The organism is Enterobacter sp. kpr-6, from assembly GCF_900116015.1.
Lineage (GTDB): Bacteria > Pseudomonadota > Gammaproteobacteria > Enterobacterales > Enterobacteriaceae > Enterobacter_D.
This window is the reverse complement of sequence record NZ_FOYH01000003.1, coordinates 105,425-130,479: the sequence shown is the minus strand read 5'-3', so window position 1 is coordinate 130,479 and position 25,055 is coordinate 105,425. Positions and strand designations below refer to the sequence as shown.

Below are 25,055 nucleotides of genomic sequence, written 5' to 3'. Positions count from 1 at the left end.
TGAGCCGCCACCCGGCGTTACGGCGCAATTACATCGAATAGCCTGGCTTTTTGATCAACACGTTCATGTGCGGGTTGATTTCCGTGTCCCAGACCTGGGTTTTCCACTCGTCCGGCGCAACATGGTTGAGCGCCACGCTGACCGAACTCTCTTTACTGTCGAAATGGCGCACGATCACCTGAGTAATCTCTTCCGCCAGCGCGGTTTTTTGTTCGTCAGTAAACTCGCGCGGGAAACTTTTGATATCAACGTGTGGCATAGCAGGCTCCTTATTAAGTTGAGAATAAACCTAACACATCGCGGGTGAACGGGTTGTCAATTGATGCCGTTTGCGAGAAACGCCTCGACCTGGCGCGGGCTGCGCAGGCGAACAAAGCGAATATGGGCAAACGCGGGATTCACCAGATCGGCCTCATAACGCGCGCGGTTGGTGCGCCAGGTTTTCAGCGTCCAGACAATGATGGACTCCCGGCTGAAAAACGACTGGCGAAAACTTTCGCGGTTGCCCGTGCCGGGCCAGAGTTCCTCTTTCCGCCATGCCCGTGTGATCGCGCGCCTGAGCGCCTGACGTACGGTGCGCGCAAAGCCGTAATCAACCCACACCACCATATCAACGTCCTGCCATTTCAACGGGCGCGTACGGTTGTAATTGCCGTCCAGTACCCAGCCTGGCGTGGCGTTCAGCTTTTCTTTAAGCAGCGCAAACAGCTCCTCATCGGAAATGCCCTGCCAGTTCGCCCGCCAGTAGAGCGCATCCATTTCGATATACGGCACGGCGAGGCGTTCAGCCAGGCGGCGGGCGAGCGTCGTTTTGCCGCTGCCGCTGGTGCCGATAACGTTAATTTTCATGATTACGCCGACTCCCTTTCGATAAGCGTAAAACCGATATCCTGAATTGCATCGTCCTGGGCAACGCCTTCAATGCGGTTTGCCAGCAGCGTCGCGGCGCGTAAGCCCATGTCGGCACGGTCAATGCTGACGGTGGAAATCGCCGGGCGGTTGCAGGCGGCAAAATCGAGATCGCCAAAACCCATCACCGCCAGATCGTCCGGCACGCGCAGTCCCCGGCTTTCGGCTTCCATAATCGCGCCCTGCGCCAGGGTGTCGGAACTGCACACAATCACGTCATATTCGCCCTGGGCAAGCAGTGCCGCTAACCCCTCGCGTCCCAGTTTCAGGCGCGCGGGAAGCGGCACTTCAACCAGCCCTGCCACGGCAATATCCTGCGATGATAGCGCCTCACATAATCCTTCTTTGCGTTGCCCGGCGCGGCGGTCTTCCGCCCAGATCAGTCCCGGCTTGCGGTAGCCTTTTTTTATCAGGAACTGCCCAATCGCCCGGCCGACCTTTTCATGGGAGAAACCGACCAGCATATCGAGTGGCGTGGGGGTCTGATCCCAGATCTCCACTACCGGCACATTGGCGTTGAGAATCACTTTGCGCAGGTCAGTGGAGTGGTGAATGCCGGTCAGCACAATCCCGTCCGGGCGACGGGAAAGTAAGGTGGCGACCAGCTCGGCTTCGGTTTGCGGCGTATAGCCCGACATACATAACAGCATGTGGTATCCACGCGCCGCCAGCTCATCGCTTAATGACTGAATTGAATCAACAAACATGCTGTTACTGATCTGCGGCACCACCACCGCCACCAGTCGGCTGCGCCGGGAGGCCAGCCCGCCCGCCAGCGCGTTCGGGATATAGCCCGTCGCTTTTACCGCCGCGAGGACTTTCTCCACCGTTTTCGGGCGCACCAGCTGAGGCGTATTCAGCGCCCGGCTAACGGTCATTGAAGACAACCCGGCGGCGCGGGCAACGTCGTCAAGCGTGGGGGCGCGGGGAGATAAAGGCCGGGCGGATTTTGGCGTCGTCACGAAGGATTACCCTGCTCAGGAGTGGAATAGCTTCATTATTTACCAGCCCTGTTCTTAACGCCAGCTATCATCTTGCCCAACTAAGATAAATCAGTGAGTTAGACAGAAAATCTCTCATATTTTGTTAGCGCAATCATTTTTAGCGACGTCTGCGCCTGTTCTGTGATTAACCCCACAAACCACCCTGCTTTTCTCCTGCAATTTGTGATCAACTGTACAGTTTACGCCCAAAAATCTGGCGCACCTGAAAAGGGTAAATTACAAATGTTAGCGCAAACATTATTTCCTTTAACGGAGTCTATCATGACCAACAGCGCGAACTCTGAAGCCGTCACCTATGCCAAAGCGCAGGGTGCCAAAACCGCCGCCGAAACGGGCGATCGCATTGAATGGGTAAAACTCTCCCTCGCCTTCCTGCCGCTGGCGACGCCGGTGAGTGACGCCAAGGTGCTTACCGGCAGACAAAAACCGTTGACGGAGGTGGCGATCATTGTCGCGGAAATCCGCAGCCGGGACGGTTTTGAAGGCGTGGGTTTCAGCTACTCAAAACGCGCGGGCGGCCAGGGGATTTATGCTCACGCGAAAGAAATCGCCGATAACCTGCTGGGCGAAGATCCGAACGATATCGACAAAATCTACAGCAAACTACTGTGGGCGGGCGCGTCCGTCGGGCGCAGCGGCATGGCGGTGCAGGCCATCTCCCCTATCGATATTGCGCTGTGGGACATGAAAGCCAAACGCGCCGGACTGCCGCTGGCGAAGTTGCTCGGCGCGCACCGGGATTCCGTGCAGTGCTACAACACCTCCGGCGGATTCCTGCATACGCCGCTGGATCAGGTGCTGAAAAACGTGGTGATTTCACGCGAAAACGGCATCGGCGGCATCAAGCTGAAAGTCGGTCAGCCGGACACCAAAGAAGATATCCGTCGCCTGACCGCCGTGCGCGAAGCGCTGGGCGACGATTTTCCGCTGATGGTGGACGCCAACCAGCAATGGGATCGGGAAACCGCAATCCGCATGGGGCGCAAAATGGAACAGTTCAATCTGATCTGGATTGAAGAGCCCCTCGACGCCTACGACGTGGAGGGCCACGCTCAGCTCGCCGCCGCGCTGGATACGCCGATTGCCACCGGGGAGATGCTGACCAGTTACCGCGAGCATGAGCAGTTGATTCTGGGCAATGCCAGCGACTTCGTGCAGCCGGATGCGCCGCGCGTGGGCGGGATTTCGCCGTTTCTGAAAATCATGGATCTGGCCGCCAGACACAACCGCAAACTGGCCCCGCACTTTGCGATGGAAGTGCACCTGCACCTCTCCGCCGCCTACCCGCTGGAGCCGTGGCTGGAGCACTTCGAATGGCTGAATCCGCTGTTTAACGAACAGCTTGAACTGCGTGACGGACGGATGTACGTCTCCGACCGTCACGGCCTCGGTTTCACCCTGAGCGAGCAGGCCCGCCGCTGGACGCAGCAAAGCTGTGAGTTTGGTAAACGTCCCTGATCGGGGTTAATAAGTGATCCCCGGCGGGTTAATTTGTGACGTTGTCACCTCCTCCCCTGCTTCGCCCCAGCGGGCCAGCGCCCGCTGATAATCACCGCGCGCGATGGCCCCATCCAGCGCGGCTTTTAGCGCCACCACCAGGCCGTTACCTTTTTTGGTGGTGGTCGCGACAAAGGCTTTTTTCGGTCCGAGTCCGACAACTTTGGTTTTGCCGGTCAGCGCCGCTTTGTACGACGCCACCGACTGCGGGCCAAAGAACACATCTGCGCGACCGGACTGAATATACAAATTGCCGGACGCGTCATCGGTGAGATAAACCGGCAGCGCCGGTTTGCGCCCCGCTGTTTCATTTTCCGCATTCCAGCCGAGCAAAATCTTCTCCTGATTGGTGCCGGAACCGACAATCACCTTACGCCCCGCCAGATCCGCAGGCCCGCGCACCGCCTCAATCGGACTGGTGGATTTCACCGAGAACGCCAGCGAATCCACGCGATAGGTGGCGAAATCGTATTTCTCTTTACGCTGCTCGGTGACGGCGATATTCACCAGCGCCACATCGTAGCGCCCGGCGGAAATCCCCAGCGGCCAGTCCTCCCAGGCGGTCGGCACCAGTTTTAACTTCAGTCCCAGGCTGTCTGCCAGCAGGCGGGCGATATCGGGATCGCTGCCGATGCGGGTGCGGTTATCACTGGCCAGCAGCGCCAGCGGCGGCGAATTGAGCGCCGAGATCGCCACCGTCAGCGTCCCCGGTTCAACGAACTTAAAGCTGGCCGGAATTTTGGCGATTGCCGCTTCGTCGCGCGCGGTATGCAGCGGCGTTTCGTTAGCCGCCAGATCGATCCCCTGCGCGGTACTCACTGAACTAACCAGTAACAGCGTCCATAATCCTTGCTTCATGCCCTCTCCTTACAACACTTTGGATAAAAACTGCCGCGTGCGCGGGTGCTGCGGGTGGTTTAACACCGCCTCGCTACTGCCCTGCTCGACAATTTTGCCGTCGACCATAAACACCACGTTGTCTGCCACCTCTCGGGCGAAACCGATTTCGTGCGTCACCACCACCAGCGTGGTACCGGATCGCGCCAGCTTTTTGATCACATCCAGCACTTCGCCCACCAGTTCGGGATCGAGCGCCGAGGTGGGTTCGTCGAACAGCATCACTCTGGGGCGCAGCGCCAGCGCGCGGGCGATGGCAATGCGCTGTTGCTGACCGCCGGAAAGATGCCGCGACCAGGCATCGGCTTTATTGCGCAGGCCCACCACATCGAGCAATTCATACGCCCGCTCAATGGCCGCTTTGCGGCTCAGTTGTTTGTGGGCGATGGGCGCTTCGATCAGGTTCTCCAGCACCGTCAGATGCGGGAACAGATTGAAGTTCTGGAACACGTAACCGACATTGACGCGCTGGCGCAGGATCTCCTTTTCCTTCAGTTCATAGAGTTTGTCCCCCTGACGGCGGTAGCCAATGTAGTCGCCGTCGATCTGGATAAAACCTTCATCGACGCGCTCAAGGTGGTTAATTGCTCGCAACAGCGTGGATTTGCCGGAACCGGACGGCCCCAGGATCACCGTCACCGAGCCCGGCGCTAACTCCAGCGAGATATCGTCGAGCGCTTTATGCCGACCAAAATATTTGCTGACGCCGGTAATCGAAATATGGCCTTCATGAGAGGTGTGCATGGACAGGCTCCTGTGGTTGGGCGACGCGTCCCGGCGCGGCTGCGCGGGCGACCCGCACGCTATTAATGGCCGAGCGGCGTTCGCTGCGGGCAATCCAGCGCTCGACCAGATGCTGAATAAGAGACAGCACGCTGGTGATCACCAGATACCACGCGGCACCGACCATCAGCAGCGGGATCACTTCCTGGGTGCGGTTGTAGATCATCTGAATGGTGTAGAACAGTTCCGGCATCGCCAACACGTACACCATTGCCGTGCCTTTGGCGAGACTGATGATCTCGTTAAAGCCGGACGGCAAAATCGTGCGCAACGCCTGGGGCAGAATGATGCGCAGTGTGCGGCGACTGGCGGGCAGTCCAAGCGCGGCGGCAGCTTCATATTGCCCGTGATCGACACCCAAAAATCCCCCGCGAATAATCTCGGCGGTATAGGCGCTCTGCACCAGCGTCAGCCCCACCACGGCGGTGGAAAACTGCCCGAGCACGTTGATGGTTTCGTAACTCGCCCAGTTGATACCGGTAAAGGGAATGCCGACGGTAAGCGTGTCGTACAGGTACGAAAAGTTATAGAGGATGATCAGCACCACGATCAGCGGCAGCGAACGAAACAGCCAGATGTAGCCCCACGCCAGGCTGCTTAACAGCCACGACGATGAGAGCCTGGCGAGGGCCAGCACGCCGCCGAAAATCACGCTCAGCACCGTACCCAGCAGGGTCAGCAGCAGCGTTTGCCCCAGCCCTTCGAGGATCACCGGATCGAAAAACCAGCGCGCAAACACGCTCCACTCCCAGCGCGGATTAAACGCCACGGACTGCACAACAATCGCCAGCACCAGCAGCGCCACCACCGCACCGACGACACGCAGCGGATAGCGCGCGGGCACCACTTTGATGGGTTCAGATCTGTTCATTGTTTCTCCTCAGGCCGATTTGCCCAGTGCCACGCTAAGCGCTTTGGTGAAGCGCAGCCGCCCGTCAAACGGCGGCAGACTGTAGGTTTCCGGGTCGCGCTGTAAATCAAATTGCGCGTCATAGCCCTGACTTAAATAGAGCCGTACCGCTTCCGGCTGGCGAAAGCCGGTGGTCAGGTAGATGCGGCTGTAGCCTGCAAGTACCGCGCGGCGCTCCAGTTCCTGCACCACCCGCGCCGCCAGCCCCTGCTGGCGCAGGGTTTTGTCGGTCCAGATGCGCTTGATTTCAGCGGTATGCGCATCGAAAGGTTTATACGCGCCGGTGGCGATGATTTTCCCGTCGCGCTCCAGCACGATAAACAACCCCTGCGGCGGCAAATACCATTCGGTCAGTTCCACCTCAGCGTCTTTGGCAAAATAATCGCCGTAGCGTGCGGCGTACTCGGCAAACAGGCCGTTAAGCACGGGCTGAAGTTCAGACGCCTCCGGGGAGACGTCGCGGAAGTGTTCGCTCATCTGCCGCTCCTTAATCGCCAAGGCCTGGCGGGTTGATTTCCGACGCGGGAATGCGCTCAATGTCTTCGCCCCAGCGCGCCAGTACTTTCTGGTAGTCGCCGTTTTTGATGACGCCGTTAAGCGCGGTCTGCACCGGTTCGGCAAGGCCGCTGCCTTTTTTCAGCGTCACGGCGATGTGCGCCGCTTTCGGCCAGCCGCCGTCCACGCTGCCCACCAGTTTAGTTTTTTGCGTCAGCGCGGCTTTCCATGCGCCAATCACGTTCGGGCCAAAAAAGGCGTCGGCGCGACCGGACTGGATCGCCAGCGTCTGCGCGGCATCATCTTTGGTATACACCGGGGTAAACGGCTTCAGGCCCTTCTTCTGATTCTCTTTGTCCCACGCCAGCAGGATCGCTTCCTGATTGGTGCCGGATCCGACGATGATCCGCAGCCCGGCAATGTCTTCGGCCTTTTCAATCGATTTAATCGGACTGGTGGATTTCACGTAAAAGCCCAGCGAGTCCTTGCGGTAAGTGGCGAAATCAAACTTCTCTTTGCGCTCTTTGGTGACGGTGATGTTGCTGATCGCCGCGTCATATTTCCCGGAGGTGACGCCGAGCGGCCAGTCTTCCCACGAAGTCGGCACTACGTTGAGTTCAAGCCCGAGGCTGTCGGCCACCAGGCGGGCGATATCCACCTCGCTGCCGAGCAGGGTTTTGTTGTCGTCAGCAAAAACGGTTAACGGCGGCGAGTTCAGCGCGGCAACTGCCACGGTGAATTTGCCCGGCTGCACGAAGCGGTGATCTTTTGGCAACTGCGCGATGGCCTGCGGATTCGCCGCCGTGTTGATCGGGGTTTTATTGGCGTCCAGGCTCACGCCCGTGCCGTTAATCGTCACCTCTTTTGCATACGCCAGCGGCGTCAGGGCGAGCGTCATAGCCAGTAAAAGCGATGTTTTCTGCATAGCGGGTTCTCTATTTTGTTTTTATAAACTGATTAACGGGCGCATCCAGGCCCAGACTTTCACGCAGCGTGGTGCCGGGGTAATCGGTGCGGAATAATCCGCGCGCCTGCAACAGCGGTACCACCTGGTCAACGAAACGCGGGAAAGTATCGGGCGTGCCGCCCTGAATGATGAAACCGTCGGCGGCGTACTGGCTGAACCACTGTTCCAGCCCGTCGGCGACCTCCTCCGGCGTACCGGCAAAGCGCGGACGCGGCGAAGCGGCTTCCAGCGCCACCTGGCGCAGCGTCAGACCGCGCTCGCGGGCGTTGCGTTTGATTTCATCGGTGGTGCTGCGAAAGCTGTTTTGCCCCAGCTCGCCGAGATCCGGGAAAGATTCATCCAGCGGATACTGGCTGAAATCGTGATGCTCGAAATAACGTCCCAGATAATTCAGCGCGTCGGTAATCGACACCAGCGCGGCGGTGGTCTGATACTGGGCTTCCACATCCGCCGCGTCTTTTCCGACAATCACGCTGACGCCCTGGAAAATATGCAACTGATCGGCATGACGCCCGTTGGTTTCAAGCTGTAATTTAACGTCGCGATAAAAGGCTTTGGCTTCATCTAACGTTTCATGATGGGTAAATATGGCGTCGGCATGTTTCGCGGCTAATTTTTTACCGTCATCGGATGCGCCCGCCTGAAATACAATCGGCCTGCCCTGCGGCGTGCGGCCAATATTCAGCGGCCCGGCGACCTTAAAAAATTCCCCTTCATGATTAAGGGTGTGTAATTTATCCGCATCAAAGAATTGCCCGCTCTCTTTATTGCGCACGAAGGCGTCTTCTTCCCAGGAATCCCATAGCCCTTTCACCACGTCGAGATATTCATCGGCAATGCGGTAACGCAGCGCATGCTCCGGGTGTTTATCGCGGGAGAAATTTTTCGCGGAGCCTTCCAGCGGCGAAGTCACCACGTTCCAGCCCGCGCGCCCATTGCTTAAATGGTCGAGGCTGGCGAACTGGCGCGCTACGGTAAACGGCTCGCTGTAAGAGGTGGAGAGCGTGGCGACCAGCCCCAGGTGTGTGGTCAGGCTGGCGAGCGCCGATAATACCGTCAGCGGTTCAAAGCGATTAAGAAAATGCGGAATGGATTTTTCATTAATATAGAGGCCGTCGGCGACAAATAAAAAATCCAGTTTCCCCTGCTCGGCTTTTAATGCTGTCTCTTTGACGAAATCGAAATTAATACTGGCGTCGGCAGCGGCTGCCGGGTGTCGCCAGGCGGACATATTCCCGGACGCGCCATGCAGAATTGTGCCCAGCCGTAATTGTCTTGCGCTTGCCATAGAATGTCCTCAATCAGAATTATTGTAATAACGCCTTTTCAGCCAGCAGCGCGAAATAACGCGCCGCGCCTTCGAGTAGCGCTTCATCAGGATTAAACGCCGGATGATGCAAACCGTACTGGCTGGCGCTGCCGATGCTGACGAACGCGCCGGGAATATGTTGCAGATAGACGGCAAAATCTTCGCCGCCCATATGCAGGTCGGCATGATGGGTGCGGTAGCCGTGCCAGTCGGCGACGTCGCGGGCAAACGCTGCCCATTTTTCATCGTTGACTAACGCCTGCGGGCCGTCGAACCAGGTGACGGCGATCTCCGCGCCGAACGCCTGCCCGAGTCCGGCGGCGATCTCATTGACGCGATTTTTCACCTGCTGGCGCACCGCGCGTTTGTGGGTGCGCAGCGTGCCTTCCAGTTCGACGTTTTCCGGCAGCACGTTCCAGGTGTTGCCGCCCGCGATGCGCGTGACGCTCAGTACCACCGAATCCAGCGTATTCACGTTGCGGCTGGCGACGCTTTGCAGGGCATTCACCAGCTGACTTGCCAGCAAAATGGCGTCGTTGCCTTCGTGTGGCCGCGCCGCGTGCGCGCCTTTGCCGTTGACCTGGATCGCAAAGCGATCGACGTTGGCGTAAAACGCCCCGCCGCGCGTGGCGAATTCTCCTACCGCTAATCCCGGTTCGTTATGCATCCCAAAAATCGCGCTGACGCCCTCCAGCGCCCCGGCTTTTATCAGCCGCTTTGCGCCGCCAAAATTTTCTTCGGCGGGCTGAAATAAAATGCGCACTTTTCCGGCCAGGGTCTGCTCGTTTTGTTTCAGTAATAACGCGGCACCGAGCATTACGCTGGTGTGCACATCGTGTCCGCAGGCGTGCATGACGCCGGGGTTTAACGAGCTAAACGGCACGCCGCTGGTTTCGGCAATCGGCAGCGCGTCGATATCCGCCCGCAGCGCGATAATTTTTTCCCCCGCACCCACTTCCGCGACCACGCCGGTCGGCAGATCGTACGGCAGCAGGCGCAGTCCGGCAGCTTCCAGCCACTGCCGGACGCGGCGGGTAGTTTCAAATTCTTCCAGCGACAGTTCCGGGTGCTGGTGCAGCTCGCGCCGCCAGTCGATTAACTGCTCTGCAAAACTCATCCGGCGACCTCCTGCAACGCGTTCGCCCGCGCATGGGCGTCAGCCAGCAGACGCAGGGAGTCGAAACGCGGCTGGCCTTCCGCCACCGGCGTGTCGATGATGAACTCGTCGATGCCGTAGTCGCGGTGCAGATCGTCGAGGGCGGCGAGCACGCTTTGCGCGGTGCCTTTAATTAACGCGGATTCGCGGCGCACGATCTGCTTCGCCGGGCTGCCCGCCTGCCGCGCAAAAGCCTGCGCCTGGGATTCGCTCGCCACGGTGACGCGCTGACCGTTTGCCAGTTCCACGCCCCACACTTCCACCTGTGCAGCCAGCCGGTCGGCCTGCTCCTGGGTCGGGGCGACGATCACCTGCACGGCAACCAGCGTGTTGCGCGCGCTGCTTTTCTGCCAGGCGCGGAGCACCTCGCGCAGCAGGGTTTTGTCGCCGTTAAGATGGGCGGCAAAGACGAAATTCCAGTCGAGAGAGGCGGCCAGACGCGCGCTTTCAAGACTCGCGCCGAGTAAAAACCCGTCGACGCGGTGCGGCGGCACCGGCGTGGCAAGCACGCTTTCGGCATCCTGCTCACTGACCGACAGCGACAGCCAGTGATCCAGTTGCGCCAGTTGATCGGCAAAAGTGCCCTTTTCATCACTATGCACGCCCTGCTGCAACGCCTTCGTTGAGAGCGGCAGACCGCCCGGCGCTTTGCCGACGCCCAGATCGATTCGCCCCGGCGCAAGCGATGCCAGCAGATTGAAATTTTCCGCGACTTTATAGGGGCTGTAATGTTGCAGCATTACGCCGCCGGAACCGACGCGAATGCGCCGGGTTTGGCCGATAATCCAGGCGATAACCAGCTCCGGCGACGGGCTGGCGAGTTGCGCAGTGTTGTGGTGTTCCGCCACCCAGAAACGGTGATAACCCCAGTCGTCCGCCAGCTTCGCCAGTTGCAACGTACGCGCCAGCGCCTCTTTTGCGGTTTCACCTTCAGCGAGGGGACTTTTATCCAGAAGACTCAGACGATATGACATGCGCACACTCACTTTGCTTAACATGTCACCATTAATAAATGGGCTTGAAACTTGTGTGAAACAATTAATTTACATTTGGAAAGCTAAAAAGTGGCTAAGGGCGATTGCTGGCGGTAATTCGGGTAAACCGGGATAATCTATGAAATATCCTCATCAATACGCTTCAGGGCATCCTCATGCTGAAAGAGAACTTTAACGATTTGCAGATCTTCCTGGTGGTGGCGAGAGAGCGAAGTTTTACCAAAGCCGCCGGAAAACTCGGAGTGTCGCAATCGGCGCTGAGCCACGCGATCAAGGCTCTGGAGGCGCGGCTTAACCTGCGTCTGTTGACGCGTACCACCCGCAGCGTGGCACCGACCGAAGCGGGAGAGCGGATCATCGCCTGCCTTGAGCCGCGCATTGCCGATCTGGAACAGGAACTGGGAATACTGGTGCAGCTTAACGGTACGGCCTCCGGCAATATCCGTATTTCAGCGGGTGAACACGCTGTGCGCAGTTTCCTGTGGCCCCGCTTAAAGCCCTTTTTGCAGGATTATCCCGGCATCAACGTCGAACTGCTGGTAGATAACGGTTTTGTCGATATCGTTGAGGGGCGGCTGGACGCGGGCGTGCGACTGGGCGAAAGCATCGAGAAAGACATGATCGCCGTGAAGATCGGCCCGGATATGCGCATGGTGGTGGTGGGATCGCCGGACTATTTTGCACAAAACCCGGTGCCACAGACCCCGCATGATCTCCAGCATCACCGCTGCATCAACATGCGTCTGCCCACCGCCGGGGGGCTGTATCACTGGGAATTTGAAAAGGACGGCAAGCCGCTACGCGTCCGGGTGGAAGGACAACTGACCATCAATCTGCTGTCAGAAAGAATCGACGCGGCGCGATCGGGATTCGGCCTTGCCTGCGCCCCGGAAGATACCGTCGGGGCACAGATCAAGGCCGGGGAACTGATTCAGGTGCTTGATGAATGGTGCCCGTCGTTTCCGGGGTATTACCTCTATTACCCCAGTCGCAAACAGCACCCACCCGCCTTCGCTTTACTGATTGAGGCGCTGCGTTATTAGCGCCCTACTCTCGCCTGTAGCGCTGCGGGATAGCGATCGCCGGTGATCTCTACTGCGTCCAGCGCCTGCGTGATTTTACTGAGATCGTCAGGCGTCAGTTCCAGATCCGCTGCGCCAAGATTCTCCTCCAGGCGGTGCAGTTTGGTGGTGCCGGGGATCGGCACAATCCATGGCTTCTGCGCCAGTAGCCAGGCCAGTGCGATTTGCGCGGAGGTCATGCCTTTTTCAGTGGCGAGTTGACCGAGCAGCGCTACCAGTTTTTCGTTGGCTTCAAGCGCCTCTGCCGCAAAACGTGGCACTTTGCTGCGAAAATCATCCTCGCCGAAGGTTGTCCCCGCTTTGATGGCTCCGGTCAGAAAGCCTTTACCGAGCGGGCTGAACGGCACAAAACCGATCCCTGACTCTTCGAGCAGCGGCAAAATTTCCCGCTCCGGCTCGCGCCACCACATCGAGTATTCACTTTGCAGGGCCGCAACCGGCTGCACGGCATGGGCGCGGCGTATGGTCGCGGCTCCCGCTTCGGAAAGACCAAAATGTTTGACCTTGCCTTCTGCAATCAGGTCTTTCACCGTCCCGGCGACATCTTCAATGGGCACGTCCGGATCAACGCGATGCTGATAAAGCAGATCAATGACGTCGGTATTCAGGCGGCGCAGCGACCCTTCCACCGCCGTGCGGATATGCTCCGGGCGACTGTTCAGGATCTGCTGTTTGTTGTCATCGCCAAAGGTAAAGCCAAATTTGGTGGCGATCACCACCTTGTCGCGAAACGGTTTTAGCGCTTCACCGACCACCTCTTCATTGAGATACGGGCCGTAGACTTCCGCGGTATCGAAAAAGGTCACGCCGCGCTCGACCGCTTCGCGGATAAGCGTAATCGCCTGTCGGGTATCGGTTGCCGGGCCATAGCCATGGCTTAGTCCCATGCAGCCTAAACCCAGCGCTGAGACTTCAAGTCCGGATTTACCGAGAGTACGTGTTTGCATTGGATGCTCCTTAGAAGTTTGTGGGAAGGAAAACGTGCGGTATTGCTCATCGGGTTCTCCTGTCATAAACGTCCAACAGAGTAGCGCGTGGGCAGACAGAGATAATCGGGCTGAATAGAATAGGCGCTATCACTCCTGCTCATTAATCATATGTGACAACGTCACCTGAAAGTTTGAGTGTCTTTTAGCCAGGCTGAATCGAGTCCATACGGCGTCATTGCTGCTCTCCAGTTTTCACGCGATATCCGTCAATCTTTCACCGGGTATCTTTTGCGTCGCTCACTTTTTGCGGGTAGGATGCAGCGCCATGTTTTGTCTTATCCATACGAAGAATCACTGGAAAGACGACGCATTTATTCGCCGGGGCAATCGTTTGGTTCGTTCCGGCCGGGTGAGGAAATTCAGACAGGTCAACAGGTAACACAATGAAAACAAGCAACAACAGCGCAGCGGAGCATCAGGCTGCAAAACGTCGCTGGCTCAACTCTCATGAAGAGGGTTACAGCAAAGCGATGGGCAACCGTCAGGTGCAGATGATAGCCATCGGCGGGGCAATCGGGACGGGGTTATTTTTAGGCGCAGGCGCGCGACTGCAAATGGCTGGCCCGTCACTGGCCATCGTTTATCTGGTGTGCGGTATTTTTTCGTTCTTTATTCTGCGTGCGCTGGGCGAACTGGTGTTACACCGCCCTTCCAGCGGCAGCTTCGTCTCTTACGCCCGTGAGTTTTTGGGTGAGAAAGCGGCATTCGTTGCGGGCTGGATGTACTTCATTAACTGGGCGATGACCGGGATTGTGGATATCACCGCCGTCGCGCTGTATATGCATTACTGGGGTGCGTTTGGCGATGTGCCGCAGTGGGTGTTTGCGCTGGGCGCGCTGGCGATTGTCGGCACCATGAACATGATCGGCGTGAAGTGGTTCGCTGAGATGGAGTTCTGGTTCGCGCTGGTAAAAGTGCTGGCGATTGTGGTGTTCCTGATTGTCGGTACGATTTTCCTCGGCACCGGTAAACCGCTGGACGGCGGTGCGACCGGCTTCCATTTGATCACTGATAACGGCGGCTTCTTCCCGCACGGCCTGCTGCCTGCACTGGTGCTGGTACAGGGCGTGGTCTTTGCCTTTGCCTCTATTGAGCTGGTCGGTACGGCGGCAGGCGAATGTAAAGATCCGCAGACCATGGTGCCTAAAGCGATCAACAGCGTGATCTGGCGTATCGGCCTGTTCTATGTCGGCTCCGTGGTTCTGCTGGTGCTGTTGCTGCCGTGGAATGCTTACCAGGCGGGTCAAAGCCCGTTTGTGACCTTCTTCTCCAAACTCGGCGTGCCGTATATCGGCGACATCATGAATATGGTGGTGCTGACGGCGGCGCTCTCCAGCCTTAACTCCGGCCTCTACTCTACCGGCCGTATTCTGCGCTCGATGTCGATGGGCGGCTCTGCGCCGAAGTTCATGTCTAAAATGAGCAAACAGCATGTGCCATATGCGGGCATACTGGCGACGCTGGTGATTTACGTCTTCGGCGTGCTGCTGAACTACCTGGTTCCGGCCAGCGTGTTCGAGATTGTGCTGAACGTGGCGGCACTGGGGATCATCGCATCCTGGGCGTTTATCGTGGTCTGCCAGATGAAACTGCGCAAAGCCATTAATGAAGGCAAAGTGGCTGATGTCGCATTTAAACTGCCGGGTGCGCCGGTTACCGCATGGCTGACGCTGCTGTTCCTGTTCAGCGTGCTGGTGCTGATGGCGCTGGATTACCCGAACGGCACCTACACTATTGCTTCTATTCCGTTTATTGCGGTACTGCTGGTGGCTGGCTGGTTTGGTGTGCGTAAGCGCGTTCATGCGATCCACAGCACCGCGCCGGTGCAGGCGGGCGATGAGAAAGACGAGAAGCTGGTAGAAGAGTTGTCGCGGTAATCACCCTCACCCCGGCCCTCTCCCTGAGGGAGAGGGAGAAAGGCTGTAAACCCTCTCCGTAAGTGAGAGAGAGTAAAGAAAAGGCTCCATCTGGAGCCTTTTTTACGTCTGCTTACAGCGCAATGCGGATCACATCATCCGGCTGCGTCGCTTCTTTTTCACGGCTTGACGCCTGCTTCACGCTGACATACAGCGTTTTACCGTCAGCCGAAAGTGCCAGGCTGTTCGGGTGGGTTGGCGTGTCGATAGTCTTCACAACCTTGTAGGTTTTCGCGTCAATCACGCTCACTTTTCCGGCCTGACGGTGCGTCACGTAGACTTCATTACGCGCTGGGTTAAACAGCACGGCCAGCGATTCCGGGGCGGCGATTTTCTGAATCACCTTGCCGTCACGCAGATCGACCACCAGCACTTCCGGCGCTTTGGAATCGGTCACAAACGCGCGATGCCCGGCGGTATCCAGGCTCAGGTTAAGATAGAAGTGCTCTTTACCGTCATCCTGCAATTTTTTGCGCGTCAGGATTTTGTTGCTGGCGGTGTCGATGGTTACCAGTTCGCCGTCGCCGTTGGTGGTGTACAGGCGTTTAGCGTCGCTATCAATCGCCAGACCGGTGCTGAAGGTGCCGGTTCCGGTGATGGTGGATTTCAGCGCCAGGCTTTCACCGTCAACCACCCAAATCACACTCTCTTTGCCAATGCCGGTGATGTAAACGGTGTTGGTGGCTTCATCCACTGCCAGTTCGCGCGGCTGCAACGGGCGCACGGTTTCAGAACGCTTACGCTCATCCAGCACCAGGCGGCCTTTCACTTCGCTGGTTTTTGCATCAATGGCGGTCACCGCGCTGTTAGTGATGTTGCCAAACCACAGCGTCTGCGTGCGGGTGTTGATGGTCGCGCCAAACGGTTTTAAATCATTATGAATAGCCTGCGTCACTTTCAGTGTGACCGGATCGAGGCGATAAACCACCCCGCCCTTATCTGTTTTACGGCTTTGCGAGGTGGCAAGCCACAGCGCGTTTTCCTGCTGGCTGAACGCCATTTCATAGGCACCTTTACCAACCGGCTGACGCAGCATTTCTTCAGCGGCGCTTGCATTAAAAGTACCGGCCAGAAGCAGTGAACCGAGGAACAGTGAACCACGCAGGCGCGGTGAGCTTAAATGACGTAAAAACATGACGACTCCCTTTGAGAACAAATGTATTGCTGCTTCACATCGCATCCAGCTAAGCGGAGTCCGGCTCCGCCTTTTTGTTATAGATGAGAATAGTAATCATTAATTTGTTAAATTGGGAGCATTTCTTGCTGAATCGGCTTTCATCTCCATAATTTCTCCTTACGACGGTTAACACATTGTGCCGTTTACGTTTTCAAATAATTTACATTACGGGTAACATGTCGCCACATGTTCCATTTGGTTCGTTTTTTAATTAACCGGTTCCACTCATGAAAATACCTTTTGCAGGCACGGCTACACTGCCCCTGATTCTGCTGCCAACGGCCTTTACGCCTGCGTTTGCTGCTGATGAACAGACCATGATTGTCAGCGCGACACCCACCACGATTTCTGAACTCGATACACCCGCCGCGGTCAGCGTGGTTCAGGGCCAGGATATGCGCCAGGCCACGCCGCGCGTGAATCTTTCTGAATCCCTCACCAGCGTGCCGGGTTTGCAGGTCCAGAATCGCCAGAACTATGCCCAGGATTTACAGCTTTCTATGCGCGGATTTGGTTCGCGCTCCACGTACGGCGTGCGCGGCATCCGTATGTATGTGGACGGTATTCCGGCCACCATGCCTGACGGCCAGGGCCAGACGTCTAACATCGACATTAATAGCGTTGAGAGTGTGGAAGTGCTGCGCGGGCCGTTCTTCGCGCTGTACGGCAATGCTTCCGGTGGTGTGCTGAACGTCACCACCGAAACCGGGCGTGAACCTGCCACGATTGAAGCCAGTAGCTATTACGGCAGTTTTGGTAGCTGGCGCTACGGCATGAAAGCTACCGGTGCAGTGGGCGATGGCACGAACGCGGGCGATGTGGATTACAGCGTCTCCACCAGTCGTTTTGCCACCCACGGCTATCGCGATCACAGCGGCGCGCGTAAAAATCTCGCCAACGCCAAACTCGGCGTGCGCATTGATGACGTCAGTAAACTGAGCCTGATTTTTAACAGCGTGGATATCAAAGCTAACGATCCGGGCGGTCTTTCTGAAAGCGAGTGGAAAGACAACCCGCGCCAGTCACCGCGCGCCGATCAGTACAATACGCGCAAAACCATCAAGCAGACGCAGGCCGGACTGCGCTATGAGCGCCAGCTCAGCGAGCACGACGACATGAGCGTGATGATGTACGCCGGTGAGCGCGAAACCACGCAGTACCAGTCGATTCCGCGCGCGCCGCAGCTCAATCCTACCCATGCAGGCGGCGTGATCGACCTCTCCCGTCACTATCAGGGCATTGATACCCGCTGGACGCACCGGGGCGAACTGCTCGTGCCGATGACCTTCACCACCGGTCTGAACTACGAAAACATGAGCGAAAACCGTAAGGGTTACGAGAATTTCGTGATGTCCGGCACCACGCCTGCGTATGGTCAGAAAGGCAATTTACGCCGTGATGAGCGTAACCTGATGTGGAACCTCGATCCGTATCTGCAAACCAACTGGCAGTTGACCGACAAACTGTCGCTCGATGCGGGCGTGCGCTACAGCTCGGTGTGGTTTGACTCAAACGATCATTACGTGACCGCCGCCAACGGCAATGACAGTGGTGAAGCGAGCTATCACAAATGGTTGCCTGCCGGATCGCTGAAATATGCGGTGACCGATGCATGGAATCTGTATGTGGCGGGCGGGCGCGGGTTTGAAACCCCGACCATCAACGAACTTTCCTACCGTTCCGGCGGGCAAAGCGGACTGAACTTTGCGCTGCAACCGTCCACCAATACCACCTGGGAAGTGGGCAGCAAAACCCGCGTCGGCAACGGCCTGTTCACCGCAGCGCTGTTCCAGACCGATACGGATAATGAGATCGTGACCGATGCCAGCAGCGGCGGGCGTACGACCTATAAAAACGCCGGTAAAACCCGTCGTCAGGGCGCGGAGCTGTCACTCGATCAACAGTTTGCCGGGAACTGGCACGCTAAAGCCGCGTGGACCTATCTGGATGCCACCTACCGCACCAACGTCTGTAACGACGGCGATTGTAACGGCAACCGTATGCCGGGCATCGCCCGCAATATGGGCTTTGCCTCACTCGGCTGGCAGCCGGAAACTGGCTGGTATGCAGGCACCGACGTGCGCTATATGAGCGATATCCAGGCCGATGACGAAAACAGCGCCAAAGCGCCGTCTTACACGGTGGTTGGCCTGAACACGGGTTACAAACTCAACTACGGCAACTGGAATATGGACCTGTTTGGTCGCGTTGATAACCTGTTTGACCGCGAATATGTTGGCTCGGTGATCGTTAATGAGTCTAACGGCCGCTACTACGAACCGGCTCCGGGGCGTAATTACGGTGTGGGTCTGTCGGTGGCGTATCGCTTCGAGTGAGTTGAGAGATCGACACCCTCACCCCGGCCCTCTCCCTTAGGGAGAGGGAGAAACCAGGCCCGTGCACAATCTTGAGGGAGAGGGAGAAAACCGCGTCCGCGCATGATCTGTCCCCTCTCCCTCAGGGAGAGGGAGAAATCGGGCCCGTGCACAATCTTGAGGGCGAGGGAGAAAACCGCTTCCGCGCACGATCTGTCCCCTCACCCTTAGGGAGAGGGTTAGGGTGAGGGTAAAAAGCGCCCTCCATTAAAACGTCGTCCACCCCTCGTCCGTCACCGCAGCCTGAGTACGAACCGGGGGTGCCGAACGCACCACCGCTGCCGGGCGCTTCGCCCCATCCCGATCCAGACGGAACGCCGCCACCAGTTCTTCCAGTAGCCGCGCCTGTTCCTCCAGCGATCCCGCAGCATGCGTCGATGCGCCCACCAGCGAGGCATTTTGCTGTGTGGTGCTGTCGAGTTCGCTCACCGCGCGGGAAATCTGCTCGATCCCCCGGCTTTGTTCCTCCGACGCAGACGAAATCTCGCCCATGATGTCATTCACCCGCGTTACTGAATGCACCACCTGCTCCATCGTTTCCCCGGCTTTTGTCACCAGCGTGCTGCCCGCACTGATGCGCGATACCGATTCAGCAATCAGCTGCTCGATATCTTTTGCCGCCTGCGAACTGCGCTGTGACAGACTGCGCACCTCACTGGCGACGACCGCAAAACCGCGACCCTGTTCACCTGCCCGCGCCGCTTCCACGGCTGCGTTAAGCGCCAGAATATTGGTCTGGAAAGCAATACTGTTAATCACCGCGGTAATGTCGGCGATTTTCTGCGAACTGCTGGAAATATCATTCATGGTGTTAACCACATCACGCATTACATTGCCGCCCAGCCCGGCGGTTTGCGAGGCTTCTGCCGCCAGTTTGCTGGCATGACGGGCGTTATCGGCGTTGTTTTTAACCGTGGCGGTCAACTCCTCCATACTCGCTGCCGTTTGTACCACCGCGGCAGCCTGCTCTTCGGTACGCGACGAGAGATCGGTATTGCCGTCGGCGATTTCACTGGCCGCCTGCGACACCTGCACGACGCTGTTGCGCACCTCGAAAATCATCTCCCGCAGGCGGCTATTCATTTTGCCCATCGCCCCGGTGAGCCGGCCCAGTTCATCGTTGCTGTTGGCGTGAATGTCTGAACTCAAATCGCCGCTGGCAATGCGCTCCGCCAGCGCCAGGTTGTAATTAACCGGACGGGTGATCTGGCGGATCACCCACCACGACACCAGAATCCCAATCAAAATGGCAATCCCGCCGATGGCACCGGCCAGCGTGCTGGAGCGATACGCCAGCTCATCGTTGTGCGCTTTTACCAGAGTGATAATTTGTTTAATCGACGCGCTGCTTTTATCGCCCGCGACTTTCACATGATCTTCCGCCACTTTCAGCTTTTGCTCGGCCGACGCGTACACCGCACTGTCACGAGCTTCCCCGCCCTTCTGTAGCGCCAGCAGTTCCGTGGTGGCCGCCTGCATTTCGCTGACACCGCTCTGGAAATCCTGAAGCGAAGCATCAATGGCGGTAATAATTTCCGCTTCCTGTGCTGTCCAGTTGAGCGTATTGGCGGAGTCCGTTAACTCTGCCGCGTGGCGCACATAGTTCGCTAAGGTCTGCCCGGATTTTTCATCAGCGGTGTAGAAAAACTTCAGGCGGTTAATTTTCGCCTGGAAAATTTCAATATTGATGTTGTAGATAAGATTGGTTTTTTCGTAAACGCTGCGTATTTCCTGAAAACGGAGCACGCTCATGACGGTCGCAACCGCCACCAGAAACAGCACCAGGCCAAATCCTACTGACAGCTTTTTACTGATTTTAATATTGCGTAATTGCTGGCTTAAGAACATCCCGAACTCCTTGCTAACCCAAAATGTTAGCGCCTGACAGCGCGCAGTCAGGTTATCGGCAAGGGATTTTGTTCATTCAGCACAACGGGAAAGGAAATGTCAGAAACGTGACGACGGTGCTTCCCCGACGCAAATTTGTCTGGAAAAGCACCCACTGAAAAGAGGTTATATTTATTAACCTGCGTAATTATCACTTAGCTGTCGAATTGCGGCAGCATAATAACTGCCCCGGTATCGATCATATTAATAATTGCCTGTTGACTGGCTTCACAATCTCCTCTTTCCAGGGCATTTAATAAATCATCATATGCATGCTGACCACGAGAGAGATCGTGAGAATCAGGATATAAATAATTAAAGCACGGGCCAATGCGCACCCAGAGTTGTTCAATCAACGCCGTTAATGTGGGCATTTGCGCATATTCATAAACGCGAAAGCGAAAAGACCGATTCGCCTGCAGAATCTGCTCAACATTACCGCTATTACGCGCTTCCTGATAAGAAGTATTTAATAACCGCAGATCGTTTAACTTTTCTGGCGTCATGGCAGCGCAGGCAACGCTTGCCGCCATGCCTTCCAGTTGCTTTCTTATCTGATTGATTTCTGTGTATCTTTCCCGTGTAACTTCCGGGACCAAAAACGCCTGGGCGGGGGTTGCATGTAAGGCACCCGCAGAAACCAGGCGCAAAAGCGCTTCCCTGACGGGAGTGATACTGGTTCCAAGCTGATCGGCAATTTCTTTAGTGATTAATCTTGCGCCTGGCTTAAGCGCGCCCACGATTAATGCACTTTTTAAACTCACTTCGACCTGCATAGTGAGGCTCATTCTTTGCGCTTTTTCCAAATCAAGCATATTCCTGTCCTGTCCCATACTTAATTATTTACAGCCCGCTGACAAAGTTAATTCCCTAATACAGATAGGATATATTATGTATTACTATGCCTGGTATGGAATGATCAAAATCGTGCTATATCAAAAAGTCATTACTTATGCACGTAAGTGGCTGTTGCGTGAGAGCATAACAGCGTGTTGTATGATTTAATTAAAGCTGTTTTTCCGAAAGTTGCACGAATTTTGATGGCGGCATTGACCGCCATCAACAATATCACTTGTCTCCGGCGACCCGGATAACCACCTTGCCGAAGTTTTTCCCTTCCAGCAGGCCAATGAAGGTTTCTGGCGCGTTTTCCAGACCGTCAGTGATGTGTTCGCGATACTGAATTTTGCCCTCTTTCACCCACGGCACCATCTCGTTGCGGAATTCATCAATGCGATGACCGTAATCCATGCCAATGATAAAGCCCTGCACCCGCATCCTTTTTTTCAGGATGGTGCCCATCAGCAACGACAGACGGTCCGGACCGTCGGGCAGATCGGTCGCGTTATAGCCGCTGACCAGCCCGCACACCGGAATACGCGCCGAGGTGTTGAGCAGCGGCAGAACCGCGTCAAATACCGCGCCGCCGACGTTTTCATAATAGATATCGATGCCTTTCGGGCAGGCCTGTTTTAGCTGTTCAGCAAAATCGTCTGCGCGGTGATCGATACAGGCATCAAAGCCCAGTTTCTCAACCGCGTAACGGCATTTTTCCTCACCGCCCGCCACGCCAACCACGCGGCAGCCTTTAATCTTACCGATCTGCCCCACCGTCGCCCCGACAGGCCCGGTTGCCGCAGCTACCACCAGCGTCTCACCCGATTTCGGTTCACCGATGTCCAGCAGCCCCATGTAGGCGGTAAAGCCCGGCATCCCGAGGATACCAAGCGCCCAGGAAGGATGCTCCGGGTTGGCGTCGAGCTTCACCAGCCCTTCGCCATCGGAGAGCGCGTAATCCTGCCAGCCGCTGTAGCTCACCACCCAGTCGCCTTCGGTATAATCAGGGTGCGAGGATTTTTCAACGCGGCTGACTGTGCCGCCGCACATCACGTCACCGATTTCCACCGGCGCGGAATAGGATTCTGCATCGCTCATGCGCCCGCGCATATACGGATCGAGGGAGAGGTAAACAGTGCGCAGCAAAAGCTGGCCTTTTTCGGGGGTAGGAACGTCTGATTCTTCTAAGCGAAAATTGTCGGCAACCGGTGCGCCGTGCGGACGTGATGCCAGCACCCAGCGGCGGTTGCGTTGCGGATCTTGACTCATAGCCTTCTCCTGTCAGTTAAACATCCATTAATATTAGAGCCTTAACCGCGATCCTGCTTTTACATTATGAGCCTGAATGATTCAGCCGCACCACCAGGTAGAGACAGGGCTCGTGACTCTCGTTGATAAAACGGCAGTCGTTAGGCGGGCCCAGCTCCAGACAATCCCCGGCTTTCATTTCATGGCGGGTATCCCCTTCCATAAAGACCAGTTCGCCCTGTTGCAGCCAGATAAGCTGTCTGGCCAGCGCATAAGATGAGGCGGGCATGGGAATATCGCTGCCCGGTGGCAGTTCGACCTGCACCAGGTCGATAGGCAGATCCGAGCGTGGCGACACGTGCCGCCGAAGATAATGGGTTTGCGGATCGCGCCACAGCGGCTGGTCGGCAAAACGCAGCAGCTTGCCTTCCTGCATTTCCGCCCGCGCAATGAGCGTGGACATGCTGATGCCAAACGCCCCGGCAATCCGCGCCAGCAACGCCGCCGTCGGACTGCTCTCTCCGCGTTCGATTTTGTGGATCATCGCCCGCGACACACCCGCCCGCCCGGCCAGATCGCTTAACGACCAGCTCCGCGACTCCCGCTCCACACGGATCCGCACGCCGATCCGTTGATTTATGTTGTCTGATATAGTATCCATATTGTAATACTATAGTGAACAATTCTGAGGTTCAACCATGACCATTCGTTTTGCCTGTAAAGAAGATTGTGTGGAGATTGCGGAAATCTACAACCATGCGGTGCTGCATACTGCGGCCATCTGGAACGATAAAACCGTTGATGTTGATAACCGTATCGCGTGGTTCGAAGCGCGGCAGATGGTGGGATATCCGGTGCTGGTCAGCGAAGAAAACGGTGCCATTACCGGGTATGCGTCCTTTGGCGACTGGCGCGCGTTTGAGGGGTTCCGCCATACGGTTGAGCACTCGGTCTACGTTCACCCGGATCATCAGGGCAAAGGTCTGGGACAGGCATTAATGATTGAACTGATTTCCGAAGCAAAACGCATCGGCAAACACGTGATGGTGGCCGGGATCGAAGCGCAAAATCAGGCGTCCATTCATCTGCATCAAAAACTGGGCTTTACCATCACCGCGCAGATGCCGCAGGTGGGGACCAAATTTGGTCGCTGGCTGGATCTGACTTTTATGCAGCTTCAACTGGATGACCGCCGCGAGCCGGACGCCCTGCCATGAATCAGTCGCTGACGCTGGTGTTTCTCGTGGCGGCAGGCATCGGGCTGGTAGTGCAAAACACGCTGATGGTGCGCATCACGCAAAGCGCTTCAACGGTGTTGATCGCTATGCTGCTCAATTCGCTGGTCGGCATCGTGCTGTTCGTTTCTATCCTGCTGATTAAATACGGGCTGGCAGGTTTCGGTGAACTGGCCGCGACGGTGCGCTGGTGGACGCTGATCCCCGGCCTTCTGGGATCGTTTTTTGTTTTTGCCAGCATCAGCGGCTATCAGTACGTGGGAGCGGCGACCACCATTGCGGTGCTGGTCGCCAGCCAGTTAATCGGCGGGCTGGTGATGGATATCGTAAAAAGCCAGGGTGTGCCGCTGCGGGCGCTGATTGGCCCGGTCTGCGGCGCACTGCTGTTGGTAATTGGCGCATGGCTGGTCGCCAGACGATCGTTTTAATTTAAAAAAATGATTACGTGTATTTTGTGACGACTGCGTGGACCAGAAATCATATCAGGACATATAATGCGTACATGTTTAATGTACCTGTAAGGTGTACCTGTGAAAACCCTCGCTCTGACCGAAGCACGCAAAAACCTGTTCGCCCTTTCCGCTGAAGCGGCTGCGGGTGAAACCGTAATTATGACTCGTCGTGATGGCAATGATGTCGCTCTGGTGAGTGCTAAAGAGCTGGCAGAACTTCGCCAGATACGCAACCAACAAAAAATTGACCGTCTGCTGGGCAAGCATCATGCATTAATGGTGGAGCTTGCTGACCGATGAGTTTTTATTCCCTTGCGCCGGAGTTGGTGATCCAGCTCCATGACGCCATTCTGTCAACCACCCATGGTCTGCCGGGCATTAAAGATCCCGAACTGGTGGACGCGGTGTGTGCCAGGGTACTGAATCTCACCCATTACGAAGGGGAAAACGACGTTTATAACCTAGCGGCGATGTATTTAATTGCTATCGCCCGCGGGCACGTCTTTAACGACGCCAATAAACGTACTGCTGCGGCTTCTGCGCTGCTGTTTTTATCTGAAAATGGTATAGAAATAGCAGATTCAATGCCGCTCGCTGATGCCACTGTTCAGGCTGCACAGGGATTGATGTCGGTGGAAGAAGTTGCGCAAGTATTGCGCCAGCTACCCCACGCAAGATGAGCAGCCAGCGCATATTTTAAATCACAGAATAGTGCCGCCTTTGGTGAGTTGCTCGCGGCGCGCTTCCGACTGTTCCTTGTGGTGATGCGTGCTGTGGGCAATGGCGATGCGCAGACGTTGCTGTTGTGCGTAACGATCTTCACGGCTGAGTGCCTGATCGTCGCTAAGCTCCACCAGCAACTCATTCATATGTGCAATCACATACTCGTTAATCGCTGCGTCAACCTTTGCAATCACCTCATCCAGATGCGACAT

24 protein-coding genes and 1 pseudogene are annotated in these 25,055 nt (G+C 56.7%); 8 read left to right on the top strand and 17 right to left on the bottom strand.

Translation table 11 applies throughout. The annotated features are described in order from the left end of the window. Nucleotides 1-28 precede the first annotated feature (28 nt). The 3 genes from pptA to BM373_RS09575 are packed head-to-tail and all read right to left on the bottom strand — an operon-like array spanning nucleotide 29 to nucleotide 1,871. A complete protein-coding gene (gene pptA, locus BM373_RS09585) occupies nucleotides 29-259 on the bottom strand; it encodes a tautomerase PptA (RefSeq protein ID WP_090461213.1) in 231 nt (76 codons plus the stop codon). Nucleotides 260-315: 56 nt separating this feature from the next. Beyond that, nucleotides 316-849, bottom strand: coding sequence for an AAA family ATPase (locus BM373_RS09580; RefSeq protein WP_090461212.1), 534 nt, complete (start codon nucleotides 847-849; stop codon nucleotides 316-318). A gap of 2 nt (nucleotides 850-851) precedes the next feature. Next, nucleotides 852-1,871, bottom strand: a complete 1,020-nt coding sequence (locus tag BM373_RS09575) for a LacI family DNA-binding transcriptional regulator (RefSeq protein ID WP_256214618.1) — start codon at nucleotides 1,869-1,871, stop codon at nucleotides 852-854. A 303-nt stretch (nucleotides 1,872-2,174) separates the two neighbouring features. Here BM373_RS09575 and BM373_RS09570 point away from each other — a divergent pair, with 303 nt between their 5' ends. Continuing rightward, nucleotides 2,175-3,371 carry an L-talarate/galactarate dehydratase gene (locus BM373_RS09570; protein ID WP_090461210.1) on the top strand — a complete coding sequence of 399 codons (1,197 nt, stop codon included), beginning with the start codon at nucleotides 2,175-2,177 and terminating at the stop codon, nucleotides 3,369-3,371. A 6-nt stretch (nucleotides 3,372-3,377) separates the two neighbouring features. On the opposite strand, the gene BM373_RS09565 is transcribed toward BM373_RS09570, so the two are convergent. The 7 genes and pseudogenes from BM373_RS09565 to BM373_RS09530 all read right to left on the bottom strand — a co-directional run bounded on the left by BM373_RS09565 (nucleotide 3,378) and on the right by BM373_RS09530 (nucleotide 10,901). Beyond that, the gene (locus BM373_RS09565) at nucleotides 3,378-4,268 is read right to left on the bottom strand and encodes a transporter substrate-binding domain-containing protein (protein ID WP_090461209.1); all 891 of its coding nucleotides are present in this window, start codon (nucleotides 4,266-4,268) and stop codon (nucleotides 3,378-3,380) included. Nucleotides 4,269-4,277: 9 nt separating this feature from the next. After that, a complete protein-coding gene (locus tag BM373_RS09560; protein WP_090461208.1) occupies nucleotides 4,278-5,051 on the bottom strand; it encodes an amino acid ABC transporter ATP-binding protein in 774 nt (257 codons plus the stop codon). Further along, the gene (locus BM373_RS09555) at nucleotides 5,035-5,961 is read right to left on the bottom strand and encodes an amino acid ABC transporter permease (protein ID WP_090461207.1); all 927 of its coding nucleotides are present in this window, start codon (nucleotides 5,959-5,961) and stop codon (nucleotides 5,035-5,037) included. The genes BM373_RS09560 and BM373_RS09555 overlap by 17 nt, the downstream gene beginning before the upstream one ends. A gap of 9 nt (nucleotides 5,962-5,970) precedes the next feature. Next, nucleotides 5,971-6,477: a GNAT family N-acetyltransferase gene (locus BM373_RS09550; RefSeq protein WP_090461206.1), complete on the bottom strand. Its 507-nt coding sequence runs from the start codon at nucleotides 6,475-6,477 to the stop codon at nucleotides 5,971-5,973. A 10-nt stretch (nucleotides 6,478-6,487) separates the two neighbouring features. Continuing rightward, a pseudogene (locus tag BM373_RS21820) lies at nucleotides 6,488-8,750 on the bottom strand (NtaA/DmoA family FMN-dependent monooxygenase). Between the two features lie 19 nt (nucleotides 8,751-8,769). Further along, nucleotides 8,770-9,888 carry an amidohydrolase gene (locus BM373_RS09535; RefSeq protein ID WP_090461203.1) on the bottom strand — a complete coding sequence of 373 codons (1,119 nt, stop codon included), beginning with the start codon at nucleotides 9,886-9,888 and terminating at the stop codon, nucleotides 8,770-8,772. Next, nucleotides 9,885-10,901 (bottom strand): LLM class flavin-dependent oxidoreductase, encoded by a 1,017-nt coding sequence (locus BM373_RS09530; protein ID WP_090461604.1) that lies wholly within the window; start codon nucleotides 10,899-10,901, stop codon nucleotides 9,885-9,887. Before BM373_RS09530 ends, BM373_RS09535 begins: the two co-directional genes overlap by 4 nt. A gap of 176 nt (nucleotides 10,902-11,077) precedes the next feature. On the opposite strand from BM373_RS09530, the gene BM373_RS09525 reads away from it, so the two are divergent. Further along, on the top strand, nucleotides 11,078-11,965 hold the full coding sequence (locus tag BM373_RS09525; RefSeq protein ID WP_090461202.1) for a LysR family transcriptional regulator: 888 nt from the start codon (nucleotides 11,078-11,080) through the stop codon (nucleotides 11,963-11,965). Here the strand turns inward: BM373_RS09525 and BM373_RS09520 are convergent. Continuing rightward, entirely contained in the window at nucleotides 11,962-12,951 is a 990-nt protein-coding gene (locus BM373_RS09520) for an aldo/keto reductase (RefSeq protein WP_090461201.1), read from the bottom strand. The two genes, BM373_RS09525 and BM373_RS09520, sit on opposite strands and share 4 nt — an antisense overlap. Before the next feature lie 425 nt (nucleotides 12,952-13,376). Between BM373_RS09520 and ansP the strand changes: the two genes are divergently transcribed. Further along, nucleotides 13,377-14,870: an L-asparagine permease gene (ansP, locus tag BM373_RS09515; protein ID WP_090461200.1), complete on the top strand. Its 1,494-nt coding sequence runs from the start codon at nucleotides 13,377-13,379 to the stop codon at nucleotides 14,868-14,870. A gap of 112 nt (nucleotides 14,871-14,982) precedes the next feature. Here ansP and BM373_RS09510 read toward each other — a convergent pair whose 3' ends face one another. Next, a complete protein-coding gene (locus BM373_RS09510) occupies nucleotides 14,983-16,044 on the bottom strand; it encodes a 7-bladed beta-propeller protein YncE (RefSeq protein WP_090461199.1) in 1,062 nt (353 codons plus the stop codon). 269 nt (nucleotides 16,045-16,313) lie between these two features. Between BM373_RS09510 and pqqU the strand changes: the two genes are divergently transcribed. Next, on the top strand, nucleotides 16,314-18,422 hold the full coding sequence (gene pqqU / locus BM373_RS09505; protein ID WP_090461198.1) for a TonB-dependent receptor PqqU: 2,109 nt from the start codon (nucleotides 16,314-16,316) through the stop codon (nucleotides 18,420-18,422). 246 nt (nucleotides 18,423-18,668) lie between these two features. Here pqqU and BM373_RS09500 read toward each other — a convergent pair whose 3' ends face one another. From BM373_RS09500 to BM373_RS09485, 4 genes are all read right to left on the bottom strand, one after another. Further along, nucleotides 18,669-20,309 carry a methyl-accepting chemotaxis protein gene (locus BM373_RS09500; RefSeq protein WP_090461197.1) on the bottom strand — a complete coding sequence of 547 codons (1,641 nt, stop codon included), beginning with the start codon at nucleotides 20,307-20,309 and terminating at the stop codon, nucleotides 18,669-18,671. Nucleotides 20,310-20,503: 194 nt separating this feature from the next. Further along, a complete protein-coding gene (locus BM373_RS09495; RefSeq protein WP_090461196.1) occupies nucleotides 20,504-21,163 on the bottom strand; it encodes a GntR family transcriptional regulator in 660 nt (219 codons plus the stop codon). 253 nt (nucleotides 21,164-21,416) lie between these two features. Then, on the bottom strand, nucleotides 21,417-22,454 hold the full coding sequence (locus BM373_RS09490; protein WP_090461195.1) for an NADP-dependent oxidoreductase: 1,038 nt from the start codon (nucleotides 22,452-22,454) through the stop codon (nucleotides 21,417-21,419). 64 nt (nucleotides 22,455-22,518) lie between these two features. Continuing rightward, nucleotides 22,519-23,094, bottom strand: a complete 576-nt coding sequence (locus BM373_RS09485; RefSeq protein WP_090461194.1) for a helix-turn-helix domain-containing protein — start codon at nucleotides 23,092-23,094, stop codon at nucleotides 22,519-22,521. Nucleotides 23,095-23,131: 37 nt separating this feature from the next. Here BM373_RS09485 and BM373_RS09480 point away from each other — a divergent pair, with 37 nt between their 5' ends. The 4 genes from BM373_RS09480 (at nucleotide 23,132) to BM373_RS09465 (ending at nucleotide 24,800) form a co-directional block, all read left to right on the top strand. Then, nucleotides 23,132-23,650, top strand: a complete 519-nt coding sequence (locus tag BM373_RS09480) for a GNAT family N-acetyltransferase (protein ID WP_090461193.1) — start codon at nucleotides 23,132-23,134, stop codon at nucleotides 23,648-23,650. Further along, a complete protein-coding gene (locus tag BM373_RS09475; RefSeq protein WP_090461192.1) occupies nucleotides 23,647-24,096 on the top strand; it encodes a DMT family transporter in 450 nt (149 codons plus the stop codon). The genes BM373_RS09480 and BM373_RS09475 overlap by 4 nt, the downstream gene beginning before the upstream one ends. Nucleotides 24,097-24,198: 102 nt before the next feature. Further along, nucleotides 24,199-24,420: a type II toxin-antitoxin system prevent-host-death family antitoxin gene (locus tag BM373_RS09470; RefSeq protein ID WP_090461191.1), complete on the top strand. Its 222-nt coding sequence runs from the start codon at nucleotides 24,199-24,201 to the stop codon at nucleotides 24,418-24,420. Next, the gene (locus tag BM373_RS09465) at nucleotides 24,417-24,800 is read left to right on the top strand and encodes a type II toxin-antitoxin system death-on-curing family toxin (RefSeq protein WP_090461190.1); all 384 of its coding nucleotides are present in this window, start codon (nucleotides 24,417-24,419) and stop codon (nucleotides 24,798-24,800) included. Before BM373_RS09470 ends, BM373_RS09465 begins: the two co-directional genes overlap by 4 nt. A 21-nt stretch (nucleotides 24,801-24,821) precedes the next feature. Here the strand turns inward: BM373_RS09465 and BM373_RS09460 are convergent, their stop codons facing one another. Further along, nucleotides 24,822-25,055 (bottom strand): DUF2526 family protein, encoded by a 234-nt coding sequence (locus BM373_RS09460; protein WP_090461189.1) that lies wholly within the window; start codon nucleotides 25,053-25,055, stop codon nucleotides 24,822-24,824.